General features: G+C 61.4%; 17 protein-coding genes. 9 read left to right on the plus strand and 8 right to left on the minus strand.

The features are described 5' to 3' along the window. Together DSC91_RS12925 and DSC91_RS12930 are read left to right on the plus strand one after the other, a co-directional pair. The gene (locus DSC91_RS12925; protein ID WP_162831384.1) at positions 1-3,561 is read left to right on the plus strand and encodes a beta strand repeat-containing protein; all 3,561 of its coding nucleotides are present in this window, start codon (positions 1-3) and stop codon (positions 3,559-3,561) included. Between the two features lie 10 nt (positions 3,562-3,571). Next, positions 3,572-4,336, plus strand: coding sequence for a FecR family protein (locus tag DSC91_RS12930; protein ID WP_115778713.1), 765 nt, complete (start codon positions 3,572-3,574; stop codon positions 4,334-4,336). A 97-nt stretch (positions 4,337-4,433) separates the two neighbouring features. Here DSC91_RS12930 and DSC91_RS12935 read toward each other — a convergent pair whose 3' ends face one another. Together DSC91_RS12935 and DSC91_RS12940 are read right to left on the minus strand one after the other, a co-directional pair. Next, positions 4,434-5,264 (minus strand): class I SAM-dependent methyltransferase, encoded by an 831-nt coding sequence (locus DSC91_RS12935; RefSeq protein WP_115778715.1) that lies wholly within the window; start codon positions 5,262-5,264, stop codon positions 4,434-4,436. Positions 5,265-5,406: 142 nt separating this feature from the next. Beyond that, positions 5,407-6,579 carry a hypothetical protein gene (locus DSC91_RS12940; protein WP_244218013.1) on the minus strand — a complete coding sequence of 391 codons (1,173 nt, stop codon included), beginning with the start codon at positions 6,577-6,579 and terminating at the stop codon, positions 5,407-5,409. 646 nt (positions 6,580-7,225) lie between these two features. Here DSC91_RS12940 and DSC91_RS12945 point away from each other — a divergent pair. From DSC91_RS12945 to DSC91_RS12960, 4 genes are all read left to right on the plus strand, one after another. Next, positions 7,226-8,095, plus strand: a complete 870-nt coding sequence (locus DSC91_RS12945; RefSeq protein ID WP_115778717.1) for an ABC transporter substrate-binding protein — start codon at positions 7,226-7,228, stop codon at positions 8,093-8,095. Between the two features lie 75 nt (positions 8,096-8,170). Then, on the plus strand, positions 8,171-9,697 hold the full coding sequence (locus tag DSC91_RS12950) for an amino acid ABC transporter permease/ATP-binding protein (protein WP_115778719.1): 1,527 nt from the start codon (positions 8,171-8,173) through the stop codon (positions 9,695-9,697). A gap of 8 nt (positions 9,698-9,705) precedes the next feature. Next, positions 9,706-10,380: a GntR family transcriptional regulator gene (locus tag DSC91_RS12955; RefSeq protein WP_115778720.1), complete on the plus strand. Its 675-nt coding sequence runs from the start codon at positions 9,706-9,708 to the stop codon at positions 10,378-10,380. A gap of 111 nt (positions 10,381-10,491) precedes the next feature. Then, complete coding sequence (locus DSC91_RS12960; protein ID WP_115778731.1) at positions 10,492-11,346, plus strand: urea carboxylase-associated family protein; 855 nt, start codon at positions 10,492-10,494, stop codon at positions 11,344-11,346. A 116-nt stretch (positions 11,347-11,462) separates the two neighbouring features. Here DSC91_RS12960 and DSC91_RS12965 read toward each other — a convergent pair whose 3' ends face one another. Further along, the gene (locus DSC91_RS12965; RefSeq protein ID WP_229758203.1) at positions 11,463-12,398 is read right to left on the minus strand and encodes an alginate lyase family protein; all 936 of its coding nucleotides are present in this window, start codon (positions 12,396-12,398) and stop codon (positions 11,463-11,465) included. 62 nt (positions 12,399-12,460) lie between these two features. Continuing rightward, positions 12,461-12,991 carry a GNAT family N-acetyltransferase gene (locus DSC91_RS12970; RefSeq protein WP_115778734.1) on the minus strand — a complete coding sequence of 177 codons (531 nt, stop codon included), beginning with the start codon at positions 12,989-12,991 and terminating at the stop codon, positions 12,461-12,463. Between the two features lie 598 nt (positions 12,992-13,589). Here DSC91_RS12970 and DSC91_RS12975 point away from each other — a divergent pair. Together DSC91_RS12975 and DSC91_RS12980 are read left to right on the plus strand one after the other, a co-directional pair. After that, a complete protein-coding gene (locus DSC91_RS12975; RefSeq protein WP_115778736.1) occupies positions 13,590-15,335 on the plus strand; it encodes a methyl-accepting chemotaxis protein in 1,746 nt (581 codons plus the stop codon). A 372-nt stretch (positions 15,336-15,707) separates the two neighbouring features. Beyond that, on the plus strand, positions 15,708-17,456 hold the full coding sequence (locus DSC91_RS12980; protein ID WP_115778738.1) for a thiamine pyrophosphate-binding protein: 1,749 nt from the start codon (positions 15,708-15,710) through the stop codon (positions 17,454-17,456). Positions 17,457-17,536: 80 nt separating this feature from the next. On the opposite strand, the gene DSC91_RS12985 is transcribed toward DSC91_RS12980, so the two are convergent. Next, positions 17,537-17,899 (minus strand): nuclear transport factor 2 family protein, encoded by a 363-nt coding sequence (locus DSC91_RS12985; RefSeq protein ID WP_115778740.1) that lies wholly within the window; start codon positions 17,897-17,899, stop codon positions 17,537-17,539. 65 nt (positions 17,900-17,964) lie between these two features. Next, a complete protein-coding gene (locus DSC91_RS12990; RefSeq protein WP_115778742.1) occupies positions 17,965-18,594 on the minus strand; it encodes a glutathione S-transferase family protein in 630 nt (209 codons plus the stop codon). Between the two features lie 204 nt (positions 18,595-18,798). On the opposite strand from DSC91_RS12990, the gene DSC91_RS12995 reads away from it, so the two are divergent. Next, positions 18,799-19,713 (plus strand): LysR family transcriptional regulator, encoded by a 915-nt coding sequence (locus DSC91_RS12995; protein ID WP_115778752.1) that lies wholly within the window; start codon positions 18,799-18,801, stop codon positions 19,711-19,713. A gap of 102 nt (positions 19,714-19,815) precedes the next feature. Here DSC91_RS12995 and pncA read toward each other — a convergent pair whose 3' ends face one another. Then, positions 19,816-20,565, minus strand: a complete 750-nt coding sequence (gene pncA, locus DSC91_RS13000) for a bifunctional nicotinamidase/pyrazinamidase (RefSeq protein WP_115778753.1) — start codon at positions 20,563-20,565, stop codon at positions 19,816-19,818. 232 nt (positions 20,566-20,797) lie between these two features. After that, positions 20,798-21,172: a VOC family protein gene (locus DSC91_RS13005; RefSeq protein ID WP_115778755.1), complete on the minus strand. Its 375-nt coding sequence runs from the start codon at positions 21,170-21,172 to the stop codon at positions 20,798-20,800. Between the last annotated feature and the right edge of the window lie 6 nt (positions 21,173-21,178).

A 21,178-nucleotide genomic window follows, 5' to 3' on the forward strand; every position in this document is an offset into this window, starting at 1 on the left:
ATGACCACTCGAAATCCATTGAATATGCCGGCCGCCGTCTCGCCGTTGCGCATGTCGGCGATGGCGGTTGCGGCCATTCTCATGACGTGGAATATGCCGTCCATGGCGGCACCGCCCGCGGCCAACACACTGCCGACTGGCGGCACGGTGACGTACGGCGCCGCCGCGATCACGCAAAGTGGCAATACGCTCAACATCAACCAACGCAGCGGTTCGGCGATTGCGAGCTTTGGTACGTTCAGCATCGGCGCCAACGCGGTAGTCAACATCAACCAGCCGGGGGCGGCATCGTCGTTCCTGGCGAGAGTGACCGGGTCGGATCCTTCCCAGATCTACGGTCTGCTCAAGTCCAACGGCACGGTCGCGCTGATCAATCAGAACGGCATCCTGGTCGGGCCGTCCGGCGTGGTCGACGTGTCGCGGTTCATCGCCAGCACGCTCAACATCAGCGACAGCGATTTTCTGGCAGGACGGCTAACGTTCAATAGCGGCGACGTCGCGGGCCGTGTCGAGAATCAAGGCGTCATCAAGACGGCGAGCGGCGGCAGCGTCTACCTGATCGGCGCCGACGTGAAGAACAGCGGCGTGATCACCAGCCCGAACGGCGAAGTGCTGCTGGCAGCCGGACAAACCGTGCAACTCGTCGACACCGGCACACCGGGTGTGACGGTCAACGTGACCGGCACCAGCGGCAACGTGACCAACCTCGGCAACATCGCAGCGGAAGCGGGCAGCATCGGCGCCGCTGCGGGCCTGATCAACAACAGTGGCGCCATCAACGCCAGCAGCGTGGTGAATCAAGGCGGGCGGATCTTCCTGCGCGCCTCGCAAAACCTGACTACGACGGCAAGCTCGAACATTGCCGCGAACGGCACGGCCCAGGGCGGCAACGTCACGTTGTATTCGGACAAGGTTGCGTACCTGGACGGCACTATCTCGGCGGCTGGTCTTGCGGGACCGGGCGGTTATGTCGAGACATCGGGCAAGCAGTCGCTGGATGTGGTGAAGCTGCCGACCGTCGGCACGGGCGGCAAGTGGTTCATCGATCCGTATTCCCTCGAAGTGGTGTCGGGAAGTTCCAGCAACACCACCACCGCGGACAACGTGATCACCTCCACGGGTTCGGGCTCCACCATCAGTGCCGGCACGGTGTCGACCATGCTCAACAGCGGCACCAGTGTCGTTCTTGCGACAGGCGCCGATGGCGGGACCACCGGCGGCGACATCACCGTGAGCGCCGCCATCAACAAGACCAGCGGTGCGGCGGCATCGCTGACCCTGAACGCCGACGGCAACATCAACATCAACGCCGATGTCACCAGCACCTCGAACACGCTCGCGCTGAACCTCAACACCAACGTCAATGGCATCGAAAGCGGCACGCACGCAGTGACCGTCAGCAACGCCACCGTCGGTCTCAATGGCGGCGCGTTGACTGTCAGCGACGGCCTCAGCGCGTCCGGCAACGGCACGATGGTGCTGGCGAACGGCGGCTCGCTCGACCTCAGTCACGGCGGCAGCCTGTCCGCCGGCAACCTGACGCTCCTTGCCGGCGGGACGCTGAACGCCAATGCTTCCGCCAATCTCAATCTCGGCGGCGCATTGACCAACGGCGGTACGTTGTCGTTGACCGATTCCAGCCTGACCGCCGGTTCGCTCCTCAATACCGGAACGGCCACGTTTGCCAACGCGACGGGATCGGTCAGCATCGTCAGCAACCAGGGCACGCTGTCGATGACATCGGGCAGCTCCATTACCGGCGAAACACTCACTAACACCGGCAACCTCGCGTTGGACAGCGCCACGCTGAGTTTCGGCACGTTTACCAACGACACCGGAGGAAATCTGTCCGGTAACGGCACGATTTCGGTGACGTCCGGCTCGGGCGCCCTGCTCAACAACGGCACGATCTCCCCTGGCGGCAACGGCACGATAGGCTCACTGTCGATCAACGGCGGCTATAGTCAGAGCGCCACCGGCACGCTGCTGATCGACATCGCCAGTGCCAGCAGCTACGACACGCTGATCTATTCCGCGTCGTCTCTCACGCTGGGTGGCACGCTGCAAACGAATTTGCTGGGTGGCTATGTCCCGACGTTGGGGACAACCTTTGCCGCACTTTCAGGCCCTGTCAGTAGCACCGCACCGGGTGTATTCCGTCATGTCCTCGGTAACGTGATCGACAGCAGCAGCGGCCTGCAGATGATCAAGCCGGTTTACAACAGCTCGGGGGCGGGCTTGTCGCTTGCCATGGCGGGATCGGAGACCCTCACCTATTCGGGCACCGACGAGAGTCTGTGGGGCAACACCTATTTCTGGTCGACCCATTACTTCCCGACGGCTATCGACAACGTCGTCGTGGCCGCAGGCGGACGCTTGTCGCATGGCTACTACGACGGGGTCGATACGGTCAACAGCATCACGTTCAACACGGGTTCCAATCTGTACCTGTCGGGCGGCACGCTCAATGTGGCCAATATCAACGGCAGTGGCAGCGTCGCTGTCGGTGGTGGCGTGCTGGGGTATACCGGCGTCGCCAACCTGGCTTCGCTGTCGTTGACCGACGGGGGAAGCATTGTCGGCACCGGCAGCGGTTCCCAACTCAACATCAGCAGCAGCTTTTCGCAAAACGGCGGCACGATCTCGACCAGCGGCGATATGTCCGTGACGCAAAGCACCGGCGACCTGGTGGTAGGCGACATCACCGCGCGCAACCTGACGCTGACGGCGGCAAGCGGAGCGATATCCCAACAGTTCTCGCCACTGCACGTCACGCAACAGTTGAGCACGTCGTCAGCCAACGGCACGACGTTGACCCTGGCGGGCAATCAGATCGCGGGAATTTCCGCCAGCAATGCCACGACCGGCGACATCGCGATCGTCAATCATCTCGACACTGCCGACACGAGCGCGGTGAACGTCGGCCGCATCAACAACGCTGGGGGCAACGTCAGCGTAAGCAACACGGGAGCGATGGTCGTCGGCGCGAGCGGTGTCAATGCGTCGGGTGGCATCGATCTGTCGGTCGCCAACACCGGGGCTTCGACGGACAATCTCACCCTCAACGGCGCGCTTACGTCCGCTGGGGGGAACATCAACTCGCTCGCCGGCAACAACATATCGGTCAATGCGAACGTCACGACATCGGCACCGGGGTTGGCCACATTCACAGCCGTCAACGGCGCCGTGACGTACGCGGCTGGCGTCAGCATCACTGACGCTCACGGCACGGTCGTGCCCGTGGCGACTGTGGTGTCGCCAGTTGTGACGACTGTCACGCCTACGACGCCTGCTTCTTCGCAATCAGTGGCGTCTGCGGTGACGCAAGCAGTGACGCCGGTATCGAATGCCGTCGTTCAGACTGTGACGTCCAAGCCCATCATCACGACTACCACGCCTTCCACGACTACAACCACTACCAGCACTTCATCGTCCGCGGAAAACATGACGGTGGGAGGTGAGCCGGGCACGTTCGGCGGCACCGACACGTCGACCAATTCGAGTCAAGGCACCGCGAAAAGCGGCACCAAATCCACCCCGGCCAAAATGTATTGCAGCTGATATCCCCACCATGAAACGAGTCATCAACACAATCCATTGGCGCGACCGTTCGATGTTCCGGCTCACGCGGCAATTCCTGTTTCCGCTAGCCATGCTGGGCTGCGGCAGCAGCGTCTACGCGCAGTCTGTGGGCACGGTGACGCACTTGTCCGGCGTGCTGACGGTGAAACACGCCGACGGCAGCACGGCGGTGCTGGGGGTCAAGTCATCGATCTTGCAGGGCGACACGCTGGTCACCGAGGCGAACACATACACCCGGATGAAATTTGTCGATGACGGCGAGATGGTCTTGCGCCCGTCTTCGCAGGTCGTCGTCAAAAGCTACGTGTACGACGTGGATCACCCGGAGAAGGACAGTGTCGCCATCCAGCTGGTCAACGGCGGCCTGCGATCCGTAACGGGGCTGATCGGAAAGCGCAACCACGATGCCGTCAGCTTCGAGACGCCGACGGGCACCATCGGCGTACGCGGCACCCACTTCGGTGCGCTGTTCTGCCAGAACGATTGCGGCAGCGTACCGACGCCGAACGGAAACACGCCGCAGAACGGTCTGCATATCGACGTAGCGCAGGGCGCCGTGGTGCTCACCAATCCGGCCGGCCAACAGATCCTTCAGACGGGCCAGTTCGGCTATGTCGCCAACCTGAACACCCAGCCGGTCGTGATTCCGCCGACGCATGGCGTGCCGGTCACGATGCCGCTGGCGATCAGTAAAAATGCACCGCCGAACGCTAACAGTGCGACAAGCACTAACGTGGATTGCGTGGTGCAGTAAACGCCGCAAGCAATCTGGTCCGGAGATAACCTGCTCCAGGGGAACGACTTCCCTTCCGGCACTTGATCACTCGACAGTGACATACACCCCCAGTCGATCAGGATTTTTCGTAGATAGCCTGGACGAGCGCCGCGCGCCCTTCGCTCAAGTTGCGCGCGAGGTTGGCCGTCATTTCGCCGAAGCCCGGACCCATCGCGAGATGGAGGCCGAGCACGGGCGGGGCTGATTGCTGAGCCTGAGCTTTTTGCCGCGCTGCAAACCAGGCCATGCCGGCCTGCGTGCTGTCGACCCGTGAGATCGGCCGGAACCCTTGTTGCGTCAGCAGATCGTGCATCTGGTCCGCGGTGACGAGAAAACTCGTTTCGGGTCCGCGAGCCCACGGAACGGGGTAATGCAGCGGCGCACCGGATGCCGCGACAACATCGAAGATCGCAAAGCGGCCACCCGTGCGCAGCACACGGGACGTCTCACGGTAAAGCGCCGCGCGGTCGGCTATGTTCATGGCAACGTGCTGGGTCCACGCAACATCGAACGCCTCGGCGTCAAACGGAAGGTGGAGCGCGTCCGCGCACTGATAGGCGACGTGGCCGGCGAGTCCGGTTCGTTCCGCGAGGAACGTCGCCGCTTCGACGAACGGCGGACTGAGATCGATGCCACGCACCGTGCAACCGTAAGTCGCCGCGAGATAGCGAGACGGTCCCCCCAGGCCTGAGCCGATGTCGAGGACGCGCGTCGCGCCGTCGAGCTTGAGCGCCTGCGCAAGCTCGACCGTTGCGTCCAGGCCCCGAGAATGAAATTGATCCAGGGGTGCAAGATCCTCCGACCGGAGAGGGCCTGCTTCGCGTCCCATTGCGGACAGCGCAAATTTCAAGCGTTCGAGCAAGCCTTCCGGTTCGTAATGCTGCGCGCTCCTTGTTGCGTCCATCATCTCTTCCTCCAGTTCGTCGTGTCACGCACGATGGAGTCGAGTCTAATGCTGGAGCGCGACAGGCTACAGAGTCATTGACGACAACTTTGCGGCCATTTACGTCACACCATGCCTTGTGCTTCGCCGCGCGCAGCGTGATGCCTCATTGACCCGCGTTCTCAAATGGCAGATTCCAGACGGTCACGGTGTTCGTGTTGTCGTCAACGGCCGCAAAGCGCACGAACTCATGCCGCGGCTGCGCAAACGCGATGCCAAATCCACCGTCGGGCGCCGGGTCGATGGAAAACTGCGCAACGAAGCTGCCTTGCGGCGTGAACTCGACGATCTCGCTCGGCTGCGTCGGATCGGCGTTGACCGCGTCGCCGTTCGCGACGAACAGATGGCCGTTCGGTCCGAGGGCCATGCCGAGCGGGCCGTGCAGATGGGTGTTGTCTGCGTAGATCAGCACGCCCTTGCTGCTGTCGTGCTGCGAGTTGCCCGCGCCGAAGACGGCGAAGATCGCGTTGTCGGCGGTGGAGGCGACATACAGCACATCGCGTTGCGGATCGTAGGCGAGTCCCGTGGGTCCGAGGACCAGTGCTGCCGGATCGCTGCGGATTGTGTAGCCGGAGGCGATCTTCGTGGCGTGGTTCAAATGGACCCCGCTATCGTCGACGCTGACGTCGAGCCTCGTGACGGTGCCATCCAGCACGTTGGACACAAATACTTTCGCGTGATCTCCCTGATCGAAGATCGTCAGATCCCAGGGACCGTTGATCTTCGCCATCGCGGGCGTCCATTCCGCAATCTGACTACCGCTTCGATTGATCACCAGCAGCGAGCCGGGCTGCACCGTTGCAGACGTGCCGTCCTTGGTCGGTACGCTGCCGACCAGTACGAAACCGCCCCTGAGCACACCGAGCGCGGTGCTCAGACCGAGACGCGCCGGACCCTGAAAGAACGTGACCGGGTTGGCGTGCGGCACGATCTTGACGATGGTCGTGCCTTTGCCTTGCAGGTTGCCTGCGCTCTGCGCGTTGTTGAAATTGGACACGAGCAGGTCGCCCGCGGCGATCGTGCCGAAGCGGGGAAAGCCGTCGGGCACGAAGGCGACGCCATACGGATTGAGGTCGCCGTTGGCGGGCACCGTCGACGAGGTGACGAACGAAGGCGGCAGCAGCGCTGTGAGCTCGCCGGCCATGGCGATGCCGGCTGAGGAAAGCGCGAGACCGGTGCCACATAGTGCAGTCAGCAGCAGCCGTCGAAGCGCGTGGCCTTTTCCACGGGCAACGCGCTGGCGGGGTTGTCGGTCGAACTTCGGAGTAAGACTTTGCATGAGGGGGTTCATGACTCGGCTCTCCACGAAAGCCGCGGGGCCGGCACGTCTGTTGTCGCTGCACGCATCGCGTGCCGGCCGCCGCAAGCGAATTTCGCCCGTGTCCGCGTCGCGGACACCAGCACAGCAGTCCTGCGACTCGAACGCGGGTCGCACAGCGTCGGCAGCGGTGGGGCGAATACGTAAACCAGGCAAAAGCAGACCCGTCGCCGGCCAATGCGCGGCGAACGAGCCATACGTCATGCACGACGAAAACCGAATCGTCCGGTGGCAAACGCGAGTGCGGGCGAAGCGTGTGCAGTAAACGGGTGGCAGGGGCAAATATTCCGGCGCGACCCTTTGAGAATCGTGCTCGCAAGCACTTACGCTCACGCGCCATGCTTCGCCAGGCAATGCACCGTTCCTGAACGCCTTCGCCAGTAACACGCGCATGCGCACGGAACCGGTGCGTCGGCGATGGCCCAGTTTCCGTTCGAAGACGGGCCTGCGTCTCTCGCACTGCCTTGCCAGATCGCCGTCACAGGGTGTTGATCAATCTCGCCTGTTCCTTGGCCCGAATTATGCTCACGCACAAATCATTGTTGAACAATATTTTTTCTATTGTTCAACAATGTATAGTGCCTCCACCCCGACAAGCGAGAACGCCATGAAAGCTCAACTTGATCTGAAAACTGTCATTCCCTTCCTGCCGCGGGTCGCGAAGTGTGCGACCGCGCTCGCGCTATGCGCCGCGTCTCATGCATTCGCCTCGAGCGACGCGCCGACCGTGGCGCCCGGCAAGCTGACGATCGGCGCGGACCTGACGTACCCGCCCTACGACTACATGCAGGACGCGGATCCGGTCGGCTTCGATCCCGCGTTCATGACAAAACTCGCCGGGCACCTGAAGCTCCAGCCCGGTTTCGTCGACACGCGTTTTGCGAACCTGATCCTCGGCGTGAACGCGAACCGCTTCGACGTCATCGCATCGGCGCTCTACGTGACGCCGGAACGCGCGAAACAGATCGACTTCGTGCCCTACCTGAAAACCGGCGGCTCGCTGCTCGCCATGAGCAACTCCGGCTTCGCACCGAAGACGCCCGACGATCTGTGTGGCAAGCGTGTGAGCTCGATCAAGGGCGCATCGTGGATTCCGAAACTCAACGATGTGTCGAAGCAGGTCTGTGCGCCTGCCGGCCGCGGCGCAATCGACGTGCGCGAGTTCGAGACGTCGCCGGAAGCGGCCCAGGCCGTCCTCTCGCGCGCCGTCGACGCGCAATTCGAAGACTCGGCCGTCGCGCAGATGACCGTCAACAAGCTCGGCGGGCGCGTGGCGATCACGTCGACGGCCCCGCTCTATCCGGTCGTCATCGGGCTTGGCGTCAAGAAAGGCAATGGCGCGCTGCTCGCCCAGTTGAAGGCCGCGTTTGCGTCGATGAAGCAGGTGGGCGAATACCAGGCACTGCTCAAGCAGTACAACGTCGCCGAGCCGAACGGCACTGACATTGCCAAGGCGCTCGGTACGGCATCGAACTGATTGCACGTAGCGCGCGCAGCCTGAGGCCGGGCGCTCGCCCGCGCCCTCGCAGCTGCGCGCCGTGAGGGGAAGCACATGGTATTCGACTGGCACTACACAGCTTCGCTCCTGATCGACGCCGCCTTCTGGAAAGCCACTTGGCGCGTCGTCGAACTGAGCGCCGCGACCTGGCTGATCGGCATTGTCGCGGGCTTTGCGCTCGCCCTCGGCAAACAGTCCGCGTTCATGCCGCTGCGCGTAGCATGCAGCGCCTACATCTGGCTCTTTCGCAGCCTGCCGCTGCTGGTGCTGCTGATCTTTGTCTACAACCTGCCGCAGGTGCTGCCCTGGACCGGCGGCTTATTGTCCGACCCGTTCTGGGCCGGCCTGCTGGCGCTTTCGATCAGCGAAGCGGCCTACATCGCCGAGATTCATCGCGGCGGCCTGCTGTCGCTTCACAAGGGGCAGCTCGAAGCGGGCAAGGCGCTCGGTATCCGCTTCGCCGGCCTGCAGCGGCTGATCGTGCTGCCGCAGGCGTTTCGCGTCGCGCTGCCCGCGCTCATCAACGAGTACGTGACGATCGTCAAACTGACGTCGCTCGTGTCCGTCATTTCGCTGGCGGAAATCCTGCTGGTCGGCGAGCGCCTGTACACGCAGAACTTCAAAGTGCTGGAGACGATGCTGGCCGTCTCGTTCTACTATGTGCTGATCGTCACCGTATTCGGCCATGCGTTGAAAATGCTCGAGAAGCACCTCGACGTCACGCGCCGCACCCAGTCTGGGGCTGCCGTCATGCCTGCGGAAACACCGCGGCCCGCGCCGGCAACGAAGAACGCTCGCACGGCGAGAGCCAGCAGCGCGGCGCGGGCGCTGGAAGCCCTCGGCATCCGCAAGCGCTACGGCGATCATGAAGTGCTCAAGGGGATCGACTTGACCGTGCGCGCAGGAGAAGTGGTGTCGATCATCGGCCCGTCGGGTTCGGGCAAGACTTCGCTGATCCGCACGTTGAACGGCCTCGAGACGCTCGACGGCGGCGAAGTGCGCCTGCATGACAAGGCGTTCCTGTGGCCGCCACGCGCAAGGCATGGCAAGGTGCCGCATGCGCAGTACATGCGCGGCATCGTCGATATCGGCATGGTGTTCCAGAGCTTCAACCTGTTTCCGCATAAGACAGCGCTGCAGAATGTGACGCTCGCGCCCCGCTATCACGGGCGTCTGAACGGCGCCCCGCTCGACGAATCCGGCATGCACCTGCTGGCCAAGGTCGGCATGGCCGCGCATGCGCACAAGTATCCGCATCAGTTGTCCGGCGGTCAGCAGCAGCGCGTCGCGATTGCGCGGGCACTGGCCATGCAGCCGTCGATCGTCCTGTTCGACGAACCGACCTCGGCGCTCGATCCGGAACTGGTCAACGAAGTACTGAAAGTCATTGAGGAACTTGCCCGGGAAGGCATGACCATGATCATCGTCACCCACGAAATCAATTTTGCGTTCCGTATTTCAGACCGTATCGTGTTCATGGAAGCAGGCACGATCGTGAGCGACGCGCCGCCGCACGAACTGGCGACCCTCGACAAGACTTCGCGGATCGCCAGCTTCCTTAAAGACGTCCATTTTGCGTAAAACACCGTATGCCCACCTCGCACTCAACTGTTACCGCCCTCACCGGGCAGGAGCCCGAGCAATCGGTCACGGACCGGATCCTGTCGACGATCCGCAACGAGATCATTGAAGGCAAATTGCCGCCGGGCACCGCACTCGTCGAGAACGATCTCACCCAGGCGCACGAGGTTTCGCGCAACACGCTGCGTGAAGCGCTGCGTCTCTTGTGCCGCGAAGGGCTCGCGGTGCATTACCGGCATCGCGGCGTGATCGTGCGCACCTTGACGCGCCACGACGTGCGCGACATCTATCGAGTGCGGCGCACGCTCGAACTGCAAGCCCTGATGCGCGAGGACCCGATCGAGGAAGATGAAATCGCGGCGATGCGCGACGCAGTCGTGCACGCACAAGCAGCGGCGGACGAAGGCGACTGGCGCAGCGTCGGCACCTGCAGCCTGCTGTTTCACCGGCGCATCGTGCAGTTGCTCGGCAGCCCGCTGTTCGACACATTCTTTACGACGATACTGGCGCAACTACGCCTCGTGTTTGCCTCGGCCCCCGACGAGCGGCGTTTCCAGCGTCCCTGGATTGCGAAAGATCAGCAGATTCTGGAGCTGATAGCAAGCGGGCGCACCGCGGAGGCGAGCACCGCGCTCGCCGGTTACCTGAAGGAATCGGAGCACGCGCTGCTCGATTATCTTTGATCCATTGCCGCTCATTCCAGCCTCGCCCACCGATTCACGGCCACGGCTCAAACAGGCGACAGCGCATGACGCGCGCAGCCTGTCCGCGTGCTTTATATAGGAGTCTCGATCATGTTGAATTACCCCGCCGCCTATCAATCCACCAAGGGTTCCGCACTCGACGTCGACAAGGCGTTTTATAGCCGCATCGCCTCCGGGCACGATACGCGCACACTGGTCGAATCGATCGTCGTGCCCATCCGCTCGGGTCAGGCATGGACCGTGCCGGCTGGCCACGTGTTTCGCATCGTCACAATTGAAGGTCCGCAAGTGGCCGACCTCAACATGTGGAACCTGCACAACCCGCGCGAGCGCATGTGGGCCTCGCGCACACGCCAGTTGCAACAGGCGCACGTGAGCACCTTCGATCGTTTGTGGTCGACGCTACCCTTCCTGCGCCCCATGGTGACGATCACCGACGACAGCCTCGCCGACTACGGCGTCGACGAGCACGGCGGCCGCGTCCACGATCTGCTCGGCACTCGCTGCGATCCTTACGTGAACCGCATGCTGACCGGTGAGGACTTTCATTTCCACTGCCACTCCAATCTCACGCGCGCAATCGCACCGTATGGCTTGACCGAATACGACGTGCACGACGTGCTGAACGTGTTTCAGTGCACCGGGCTGAATCTCGAAGACAAATACTTCATGAAGGCATGCCCCGCGAAGAAGGGAGACTACCTCGAATTTTTCGCGGAAATCGACCTGCTTTGCGCATTGTCGACCTGTCCGGGCGGCGATCTCTCGTTGCCGATGTGGGGGCCGGATGCGCGCGATCCGCTGGAAGTATGCCGTCCGCTAGGCATCGAGATATACCGGCTCGCTCCGCAGATGCTGGACGGCTGGACGCCGCCGGCCGTGGCCGCATACAAGGGGCAGCACGGCATGACGTTGCAGCAGCCGCAGTGGAAGTGTGGCTGTTGAGCAGGAGTGGACCCCGATGTCGCCGGTCGAGCAATGTGTGTCGGCCGGTGGCGTTTTCTTGCACCAGCGGCTTCTATGCCGTAGTCGCCCAAAATAAGACATCCGCACAACGCTCATCAGGGCAGCGCAACGCCCCACGCGACCGTGACGTTGCCACCAAGACGCCATTCGCGGAACGGACGGCGCGGAGCAATCAGCGCGGGGAGCCTGGGGTCACGCGTGCGCGCGTAATACGGCTCCATCCATGACAGCTCGTCCTGGAAGGTCCAGGGAAAGAGCGTCTGTTTGACCGGGGTGATCTCGGTAAAGCTGACGGGGTCCTGCACTGCTTTGATCACCAGATTCGCCAGCCGGCCGATTGCACCGTGATTCTCCTGGTAGAGGTTCACCCCTTGCCGCTCGGCTAGTTCCGCCGTGAACACCAATGGGATCAGCGCGAACGTGTGGTAATGAAGCGCACGATCGCCGCGCTTGATCTCCCGCTCCAGTTCGCCACGCGGACCTATGTCGCGGATACCCTCCCGGGCACGGGCGAGCCCGGCATCAATCAATTCCTGCTGCTGTGCGAGCGTGCCAATGGCGACAAGATTCAGCCCTGCCCAATAGACAAGGTTGTTGTGCAAATGGTTGATCGCATCCGCATCCCGCGTGGCGATGGCGATACGCGTCAGCCACGGCGTAATGACGCGCAACGCGTCCGCATGGGTCTCGCTGACTTCCCGCGGCAATCCCAGCAGCACCAGTGCGAAATCTGTCCCGGCCCATGAGCGCTCGTAGTAGCCCTGGTACCCGGTAATCGGACCCATCAACGCATCCGCGTGAGCCCAACCTTCCAGAAGCGCGAGAACGCAGGTCCATTGGTTGGATTCGGCTGCCTTGTTGAGCTGGTAGATGTAGTCTCGCATCGGCTTGACTGCCTGCGCATAGGCGGCCGGATCGTCGTAAAAACCCGCTGGATCGATCGACTTCACCGGCGTGGGTACGGTACACGCAGCGACGGCATGGTTCACGCCAAGAGCCATGAATATCGCCACGGAGACAGCGCCGAGCATCCGAAGGAATCGATCATGCATAGCTACTCCTGTCTGGCTTCGCCAGCAGACATGGGCCTGTCTTAAGGGATCAGACTCGCAACGTCATTCCACATAAATAAGATGTTCTGTGATCGCCAGACAGGTCCCGGATCGATGTACTCACCTGCTGGCTGGCCGTTTAGCGCCGCGTAAAAAGCAATCGCGGATTCGTTTCCCTTAACGACGCTTAGCGCGGCGCCCCGATACTGCATTTCCCTCAAATGGATCGCAAGTTGGGCAAGCAACTGCCGGCCGATGCCCCTGCGCTTGAAGTCGGGATCAATGTAAAGGAATTTGATTTCGCCACGACCTTCGAATATCGATTCCGAAGGCCTGCCGGCGGCGCCTATCCCAACCATTCGGCCGTCAATCTCAGCAATGAGCACGATCTGGCTGCTGTCATTCGAAGACAGTTTTTCCTTCCACTTCTTGCCGCGATATTTCTCGTCGAGGACGGCATGGGCTTCCGCCGGCGCAAGATCCCGGTAGGTGTCCCGCCAGACCTTCACGTGAAAATCCGCGACCATTTGGGCATCGTCGATAGTTGCGGATCTGATGGATATTCCAGTCATTCAAGTCTCTCTCGGATGCGTGGTTGCGCCGGGGAGTATCCGGTCGCGCGGGGACAGTACCTCGGCGAAATTGTCGGCGATCCAACCCACCACGTCGACTAAGCGCTCTTAGCCGATCTCGGCTCGACACCGCAGCTTATCGAACCGGGGACCGAGTCCTGGAGGGCCTGCGATCTGGCAGCAAGCAGGCCACTCCAACCGCTCCAACCGCTGGACCGGACAACACCTCATCGGCCGCTTCCGGTTGCTGGCCCTGCGGCATTCGCCCAAACCTTACAAATTAATAACGTGAAAGCCGGAGGGCAAAGTAAATTTACGCGTAAACGATAATTGATCTGAAGAATAAATTCTCGCTGCCGTTAACTCAATACAGGAAGCACCTGCCGCGTCCCCGGCCGGCCAGGTCTGGACGCACGGCCAGACGTCAAACGCAGGGGAAGCGTCGCCGCGTAACGTCTGAAGGGATCGGGACTGCCTCAGCCGAGACACAGGTTGCGCAAAGTACACCGCGACCGGCATTGCCGACTATCCGGCGACGCACGAGCGTTGCCGGATCTACTTCTCTGTTCCGGTTTTTTTCACGTCGACGAAACAAGCTATGAATATTGGCAATATGAAACTCGGCGCCAAGCTTATCAGCGCCTTTATCGTGGTATCGGTCATCAGTGCCATCGTCAGCGTGATCGGTGTCCGCAGCATGGGACAGATCAGCGCAAACGCAGACACGACCTATCGAATGGATCTCGTGGGGCTTAACCAGATCCAGCAGGCGAACGCCGATGTGCTGCGGGTCGGCACCTATCTACGCAACGCCATTCTGGCCACCACTGCCGAGCAGCGGACTGCCACCCTGGCCCAGGCTGAAAAAGCCATCGCCTCGGCACGCGAGCACCTCAACCAAGCCGAGCCCCTCGTCTACACCGAGAAGGGAAAGGCGACCTTCGCCGATCTCGATCAGAGCTGGCACGACTACATACAGGCCTTCGATGAAATGAAAGGCAGGATCAACGCCGCCGGCCTGCAGGATCAGGCTGGCCTGACTGCCTATCTGTTGGGCGAGTACCACGAGAAGGGTTTCAAGACCCTGGTCCTGATGGGCACCCTGGTCAACGTGAAACAGAGCGACGCACAAACGACGGCTGGATCCAACGACAAGGTGTACGAGGAAGGCCGCAATCTGATGCTGGTTCTGGTGGTGCTGTCTGTGATGACCGGTTGGGGAATCGGCGTCTGGATGGCGCGTAGTCTGACACGGCAGCTGGGAACCGAGCCGTCGACCGCCGCCGACCTGGCCCGAAGCGTGGCAGCCGGCGATCTCAGCGTCAGCATCGACCTCCGGCCCGGTGACACGAAAAGCCTCATGGCATCGCTGAAGGTAATGCGCGATGCCCTGTCGACGGTCGTGGCGGAGGTTCGCGAAAACGCCGAAGGGGTGGCGACCGCGAGTGCGGAGATCGCTCAAGGGAATCTGGATCTGTCGAGCCGCACCGAGGAGCAGGCCGCATCGCTCGAGGAAACCGCCTCGAGCATCGAAGAACTGACCGCCGCCGTCCGTCACAACACGGACAACGCGAAGCAGGCAGCAACGCTCGCCGGTACGGCCTCCGGCATCGCACAGCAAGGCGGCCAGGTCGTCGGGCAGGTGGTCGAAACGATGCGCGAGATCTCCGCCAGTTCGACCAAAATGTCCGAGATCATCAGCGTGATCGAGGGGATTGCCTTCCAGACCAACATCCTCGCGCTCAACGCAGCAGTCGAGGCGGCGCGTGCCGGCGAACAGGGACGGGGATTCGCTGTCGTGGCCGGTGAAGTCCGCGCGCTCGCGCAGCGCAGTGCCAGCGCCGCAAAGGAAATCAAGGACTTGATCGCCGATTCGGTCGAGCGGGTCGAGGTGGGCTCGACGCTGGTCGAGCAGGCGGGCGGCACGATCAATGAAATCGTCGCGTCGGTGAAGCGTGTCACCGACATCGTGGGTGAAATCTCGTCGGCGTCGCAAGAACAGAGCACCGGCATCGAGCAGGTCAATCAGGCGGTCAACCAGATGGACCAGGTCACCCAGCAGAATGCCGCGCTGGTGGAAGAAGCATCGGCGGCGGCCCAGTCGATGGCGCAGCAGGCCCAGGGCCTGCGTGCGGCGGTGGCCTTCTTCAAGGTGGACGGCAGGCGAGTATCGATGCCACTGGCGAACACAGCAAGGAAGGAACCTCATCGGGCAGCGCCGAAAGTTCAGGCGGCGTCCCCTGCCAGGTTGCCGAAGCCCACGACGCCACCACGCCTTGCAACCGGCGGGAGCACCGCGGCCGCGACCAGCGCCAGCGAGGCGCCCGACTGGCAGACGTTCTGAACCAGGCCGCGCATTCAAGCTGGACCACAACCTGTAGTCGAACGGACCGAGGTTCGCGATCCACGCGCACCGTACGGTCGATAACACCTCGCAGCGCTCGCCTCAGCCATTGAGGCAGTGCATGCGAGCGACGTCATAACCGAGGAAGAGTACTCACGGATGGAGACACGGACCCGTTCCTGACGGGCTCGATGAAGCAGCATGAAACGCGACTGTAGCCGGTGTGCAGCGCGTTCTAGGCCGTCTCGCTGTCTCCGCATGCCGGTTGCCGCCGGCTTCGTCGCGTAGCTCTTTCGAGGGTTGCGCGCGACGACCGGATGAGGGATAGCGAGATCCGATTATTGGTTTCTACTCGGATCGTACTCAAAAAATATGGAATCACACGCCTCCCTCAATGTATCGACAACGGTCGTGAAGTCGCTGGAAGTCGCGAAAATCGACCACGTCTTCCTCGTGCCGGGAAAGATGATCTATCCGCTGCTGGATGCAATCGACAAGTCGCCGTCGATTCGCGGAATTGTTTGCGCGCATGAGACCAGCAGTGCGTTCATGGCTGACGGTTATGCGCGGGCCAGCCGCAAATTTGGCGTGTGCGTGGGGATTTCCGGACCAGGCACGATGAATTTCGTGCCTGGCATGGCGGCAGCTCACGCAGACCGGATTCCCATGCTCTATATTGCCGGAGGGGTTTCGTCGCGCGCAGAAGGCAAAGGCGCGTTCCAGGACGCGACGATGAGCGGCATTTTCGAAAGCGGCGTGGTGAGAAGCCTGGTTGAAAATGTCGTTGAACTGAAGAACAAGGACAATCTTCAGGCCGAAATGCGCCGCGCGACAGACGGGTTGAACTGGATGCGTAGAGCGCAGTCTTTCGTGAGCATTCCTGTCGACGTTCAACGCCAGGACGCTCTACCCGGCCAGGAAGTATCGCGGCAACTGTACGATCATGGTGAGTTCAATGCATCCGAGGTGCCCGCGAACCACGCAGCACTGGATGCCTTGTGCAACCAGTACTTGCTCAAATCGAAGCGAGTCGCTTTCCTGATCGGCAGTCGCGGCAATGACCCGGAAACCGCGAAGGTCCTGCTCGACGTGGCCGAAAAATTCTGCATTCCTGTTGCGACCACGCTATCGGGAAAGGGCGCGTTTCCTGAGGATCATGCCCTTTCGCTCGGCGTGTACGGATTCTCGGGTCACTCGCGGGCCGTTCGTGTCATCAACTCGGACGAGCTCGACGTCCTCGTCGTGTTCGGCAGCGATCTGAATCAGCGCGACAGCATGAACTGGACAGAGAAGCTCACTGCCTACAAGGAGCTGATCATCTTCGACGACAGCTTCGACGCACCCGCGATGGGGCATGTCGCACGCGGCAGGGTTTTCTCCGGCATCGGCGCCACATTCCGCTGGCTGTCCCAGATGGACACGAGCCGGAGCGTCGACTTTCACACTGTGCTGGAAAGAAGAAAAACGTGGGTCGCCGAAGTCGGCCAGACTCCCCTGTACGACTATAAGTTCGAGCAACCTGCCGTGCGGGGCTCGGATGGCGATCAGCCGCTCTATACAGGAGACGTCGTCAAGCAACTGTGTCAACTCTTGCCGAAAGACGCAAACGTTGTCGTGGATTCCGGCGCCCACCGGATATTCATGGCCCATTACTGGCTCTCGTCGGGCATTGGCAACTACTTTTCATCCAGTTCCCTCGCGCCGATGGGTTGGGCAGTCGCCGCCGGGATCGGTGTCAAGCTTGCGGCTCCGGAGCGCCCATGTGTCGTCGTGACCGGAGACGGCTGCATGCTGATGCATGGCGTGGAGATCCAGACCGCGGCCCGATACGGCGTAAAGATGCTTTATGTCGTGTTGAACAATGCTGCGCATGGCGCGGTGCATATCGACGCGATCAGCAATGGCTCCATTCCGGAGCAGTTCAGCAAGCTCCCGAGTCATGACTGGGCCGCTTTTGCCGCTTCGCTCGGTGTCGAGGCGCGCAGGGTCAAGCGTCTCGATGATCTGGCCGATGCACTGAGCGAGGCATCCCGCTTTAACGGTCCATTCCTGATCGAAGTGTTGACCGGGGTCTTTCCAGCTCCGAATCGGTACTACGCGGAATGCGCGGCTCATCCTTGAAAACATGCGTTGGGTTCTGTCGTGCCAGGAAGGAGCGGTACGTGGCGAACGTCGTTCAGCCACGTACCCTGGCGACCCGTTCAGGGCAACGCGTCGAAGAAGAGATAAACGGCGGCTATGCGGCCTTCCCGGGCAAGGATGAAGTCGGTTCCAGCGTAAGCCGGCGCGTCGCCTGGACGACCGGATACCCATCGAATCCGGCCGCCGTCGCCCGACACATCGGGCTCGGCGATTGGCTGATACTGGAAGTCAGGATGCGTTGCCTTGATCACACCCGCGATCCGATCGATCTCGTCGCGGCCGCGAAAAGTGCCGGTGTTGGGGTCATGGAACACGCAATCCTCGGTGAAAATTTCATCGATGAGCGCACGCCGGCGCACGGGATCGTTCTCACCGAAAACGTCGAGATTGCGTCTCAGCAGGGTCGGAATACTGTTGGACATGGTCTGCCTCCTTAAGGCAAGTAGTTGTCTGTCAAATACCTATCAATTGAAACTGATTACAAGGATTACTGAGCAAGCGCCAGGGTCTTTGCAATGCCTCTGGCGACTGCGGGTCGAGCCGATACCTCGGCATACCATCGCGCAACAAATGGGAACTTGTCGAAGCTCGCGCCGATCTCCCGATGGCGCCATGCCCACCCGAAATGAGCGATGTCCGCAATGCTGTACGCGTCGCCTGCAACGTACTGTTGATGCTCAAGGCCGTGATTGAGCACCCCGAGCGTCCGGTCAACCTCCGACAGCGCGCGCGCTCGAGCCTCGGGTTGGGGCGACGACTGAATCGCGACCAGAAACGCCTGGAGGAACGCCGGGCTGAGGCCTGACGCGTGGAAGAAGAGTTGCTCGAAGACCTTGCCCCGCCTGAGGCCCTGCTTCGGAAGAAGCTGTCCGGTCTTCTCCGCAAGGTAGACCAGGATCGCCGCGGATTCGCTGAGGACCACGTCGCCGTCTCCCACAACGGAACGGTCGATGAGAACGGGGACTTTCGCGTTCGGATTCATCGCCTTGAAGCCGTCGGTCTTCTGCTCGCCCTGGCGCAGATTGACAGGAACGAGCCGATAGTCGAGCGCCATCTCTTCCAATGCGATCGGGACTTTGACGCTGTTGGGCGTGGGGAATGCGAGAACTTCAATCATGGTCGTGCTTTTCCTAGTGGCGGAGTTCGCCTGGATGCCAGTGGCCCTCGGCCCGATCGCCGCATCGAACTCGGCTTGACGACGCCAACTTCTCCTTCGAGTCTGCGCATCACGATCTATCTCCCAAGGGGCTGAGACAAATTTATAGCGGCATGGTATTTTTTAAAATAGAAATGAATGAAAACCATCGTTGCAGGATTGTCGATGTCAAAGCTTCCGGATTTCGAAGGGCTCGCGATGTTCGCGAAGGTCGCCGAAGAAGGTTCGTTCGCCGCGGCGGCCGCTGCCATGGGTGTCTCCGTCGCCACGGTCTCCCGGGCCGTTACCCGCCTTGAAGAGCGGCTGGGAGGCCGACTGTTCAACCGCACCTCCCGACGACTTGCACTCACCGACTATGGCCACACACTCGCCGAACGAGCGGCGAAGATCTACGCCGACGCCGAGGAGGCCGAGGATGTCGCCCGTGAGACCTCGAGCCGGCCGCGCGGTCTCGTCAAGCTCGCAGCGCCGCTCACTTTTGGCGCCCGGTGGGTTGCCCCGCTGCTGCCCGAATTCTTCCGGACCTACCCGGAGATTTCGGTGGATCTTCATCTCACGGATGCGCATACCGATCTGATCGGAGAAGGCTTCGATGCCGCCCTGCGCATCGCCATCATGGAAGACTCATCGCTCGTCGCGCGTCACCTTACGCACGTGCGTCGGTTTGTCGTGGCGTCCCCCTCTTATCTGGCTCGCTATGGCCGCCCACAGCATCCGCAAGATCTGGGCGCCCACCAATGTCTTACCTACACGAACAGGAGCAAGCGCGACGTTTGGCGCTTTACTCACGAAAGTGGCGAGGAGTGCGTGGTTACACCAACCGGGTCGTTGCGGGGAACGAGCGTGGAGGCGTTGCTGCCCATGGTCTTCGCGGGACTGGCCATCGCCGAACTCCCTGAATTCGTCGCGACGCAGTACTTTTCCGACCATCAGCTTGAACCGATTTTGACTGACTGGCGCTTGCCCGAAGGTGGCCTTTATTTCGTCACGCCCACTGCGCGCGCACGACCGGCGAAGGTTAGCGCTCTCGCCGACTTCTTCATCGCCAAGCTGGCCACGGCGGATTGGAGTGCGAAGTGATGGCGTGCGAAGCGACGCTGGCGTTCGCACGCTGGACACCCAACGCACAACCTTAGACTGCAAGGTTGTGCGATATCCAGGGCGGTGATCCGAGCTGTATGCTCAGGTCGACAAGATATCCTTCGACTGAATCCGCTTTACGCCCGCGCGATCCATGTTTTTTCGCGCAGCCGCAAGGGAGCCGTTGAGGTCGATCGGACGCGTTGCGTCTTCGATGACATAAGCTTCGAACCCCGCCTTGCGGGCGTCCATTGCTGTCCATGCAACGCAGAAGTCCGTCGCCAGTCCGGTCACAAACACGGTGTCGATACGCCGCTGCTTCAGGTATCCCGAAAGGCCGGTTTCTGTCTTGTGATCGGCTTCCTCAAATGCGGAATAGCTATCCATGTCCTTGTGAAAACCCTTGCGTATGATGATCTGCGCAGTCGGCAGCTTGAGGTCTTTGTCGAGCGCGGCGTCGTCGGTGCCTTGCACGCAATGGTCCGGCCACAAGACCTGGGTGCCATACGACAACTGCGCCGTCTCGAACGGCTTCTTACCGGGGTGGGAACTGGCGAACGACGCGTGCCCCGCCGTGTGCCAGTCCTGCGTAATGACAATGTTCTCGAACCTGCCAGCCAACTCGTTGATGACCGGCACGACCTCGGCGCCGCCTTTCACGGGCAGCGTTCCGCCATCGATGAAACAGTTTTGCACGTCCACCACGATCAATGCGGACTTGCTGCCGGGCTTGATGTGTTTGCCTGACACAGCCGACGCCGCCAGAACGCTCAGGCTTCCAAGGCCACAAAGATGGGCCAGACCGAGCACGGCGGTCGACTTGATCAGTGCCCTACGATGGTTTTCTGCCATGGCGAATCCCCTTTTTCGATTGAAGCGACAATCATAGAGACGCCAAATTTATTCCAGATTTCATCTTGATGCACCTGTCTCGTCGAAAGCCGCCGCATAAACAGTCGCACAAAAATTGCCAAATGGTTTGATATCCGGGAAATGCCCTTTGCATCAGCCCGGCGTATGCGAAAGAACGCCATCGCGAACGACCGACCAACGGCGCGGCGGGCCGCCGTGACCGCGGGTTTCCTCAACGCCTGGGGCGAGAAAACAGGTTGACGAGATTCCCGTCAGGGTCGCGCAGCAAGAGCGAGCGATTGCCCCACGGCATCAACGTCGCCGGCATCACGATGTTTGTCCCGGACGCATTCATCCGTTCGAACACCGCGTCAACGTCCTCCACTTCGAACTCCAGGATCGCCGATTGATTTGCAGCCGCAGTGGCAGCACCGACACTGAAACGCTCGATCAGATACTCAGACGAAATCGCAAGCGTCGCGCCTTCGAACCGCATTTCGGCAAATCCATCGGCCGGACGTACCGCCTCGATACCGGAAAGCCTTCGATAAAACGCCACCAGCCCATCGACATCCCGGGTAACAACACGAACCGATGCGAACTTCATTTTGAG

The organism is Paraburkholderia caffeinilytica (assembly GCF_003368325.1).
Lineage (GTDB): Bacteria > Pseudomonadota > Gammaproteobacteria > Burkholderiales > Burkholderiaceae > Paraburkholderia > Paraburkholderia caffeinilytica.

What these genes read in the sequence shown, in the direction of transcription:
- pncA (WP_115778753.1), bottom strand. Translation starts at nt 20,565, where the DNA reads ATGGCAGAAAACCATCGTAGGGCACTGATCAAGTCGACCGCCGTGCTC.
- DSC91_RS12975 (WP_115778736.1), top strand. Translation starts at nt 13,590, where the DNA reads ATGAATATTGGCAATATGAAACTCGGCGCCAAGCTTATCAGCGCCTTT.
- DSC91_RS12950 (WP_115778719.1), top strand. Translation starts at nt 8,171, where the DNA reads ATGGTATTCGACTGGCACTACACAGCTTCGCTCCTGATCGACGCCGCC.
- DSC91_RS12955 (WP_115778720.1), top strand. Translation starts at nt 9,706, where the DNA reads ATGCCCACCTCGCACTCAACTGTTACCGCCCTCACCGGGCAGGAGCCC.
- DSC91_RS12965 (WP_229758203.1), bottom strand. Translation starts at nt 12,398, where the DNA reads ATGCTCGGCGCTGTCTCCGTGGCGATATTCATGGCTCTTGGCGTGAAC.
- DSC91_RS12925 (WP_162831384.1), top strand. Translation starts at nt 1, where the DNA reads ATGACCACTCGAAATCCATTGAATATGCCGGCCGCCGTCTCGCCGTTG.
- DSC91_RS12985 (WP_115778740.1), bottom strand. Translation starts at nt 17,899, where the DNA reads ATGTCCAACAGTATTCCGACCCTGCTGAGACGCAATCTCGACGTTTTC.
- DSC91_RS12945 (WP_115778717.1), top strand. Translation starts at nt 7,226, where the DNA reads ATGAAAGCTCAACTTGATCTGAAAACTGTCATTCCCTTCCTGCCGCGG.
- DSC91_RS12940 (WP_244218013.1), bottom strand. Translation starts at nt 6,579, where the DNA reads ATGCAAAGTCTTACTCCGAAGTTCGACCGACAACCCCGCCAGCGCGTT.
- DSC91_RS13005 (WP_115778755.1), bottom strand. Translation starts at nt 21,172, where the DNA reads ATGAAGTTCGCATCGGTTCGTGTTGTTACCCGGGATGTCGATGGGCTG.
- DSC91_RS12935 (WP_115778715.1), bottom strand. Translation starts at nt 5,264, where the DNA reads ATGATGGACGCAACAAGGAGCGCGCAGCATTACGAACCGGAAGGCTTG.
- DSC91_RS12995 (WP_115778752.1), top strand. Translation starts at nt 18,799, where the DNA reads ATGTCAAAGCTTCCGGATTTCGAAGGGCTCGCGATGTTCGCGAAGGTC.
- DSC91_RS12990 (WP_115778742.1), bottom strand. Translation starts at nt 18,594, where the DNA reads ATGATTGAAGTTCTCGCATTCCCCACGCCCAACAGCGTCAAAGTCCCG.
- DSC91_RS12960 (WP_115778731.1), top strand. Translation starts at nt 10,492, where the DNA reads ATGTTGAATTACCCCGCCGCCTATCAATCCACCAAGGGTTCCGCACTC.
- DSC91_RS12930 (WP_115778713.1), top strand. Translation starts at nt 3,572, where the DNA reads ATGAAACGAGTCATCAACACAATCCATTGGCGCGACCGTTCGATGTTC.
- DSC91_RS12980 (WP_115778738.1), top strand. Translation starts at nt 15,708, where the DNA reads ATGGAATCACACGCCTCCCTCAATGTATCGACAACGGTCGTGAAGTCG.
- DSC91_RS12970 (WP_115778734.1), bottom strand. Translation starts at nt 12,991, where the DNA reads ATGACTGGAATATCCATCAGATCCGCAACTATCGACGATGCCCAAATG.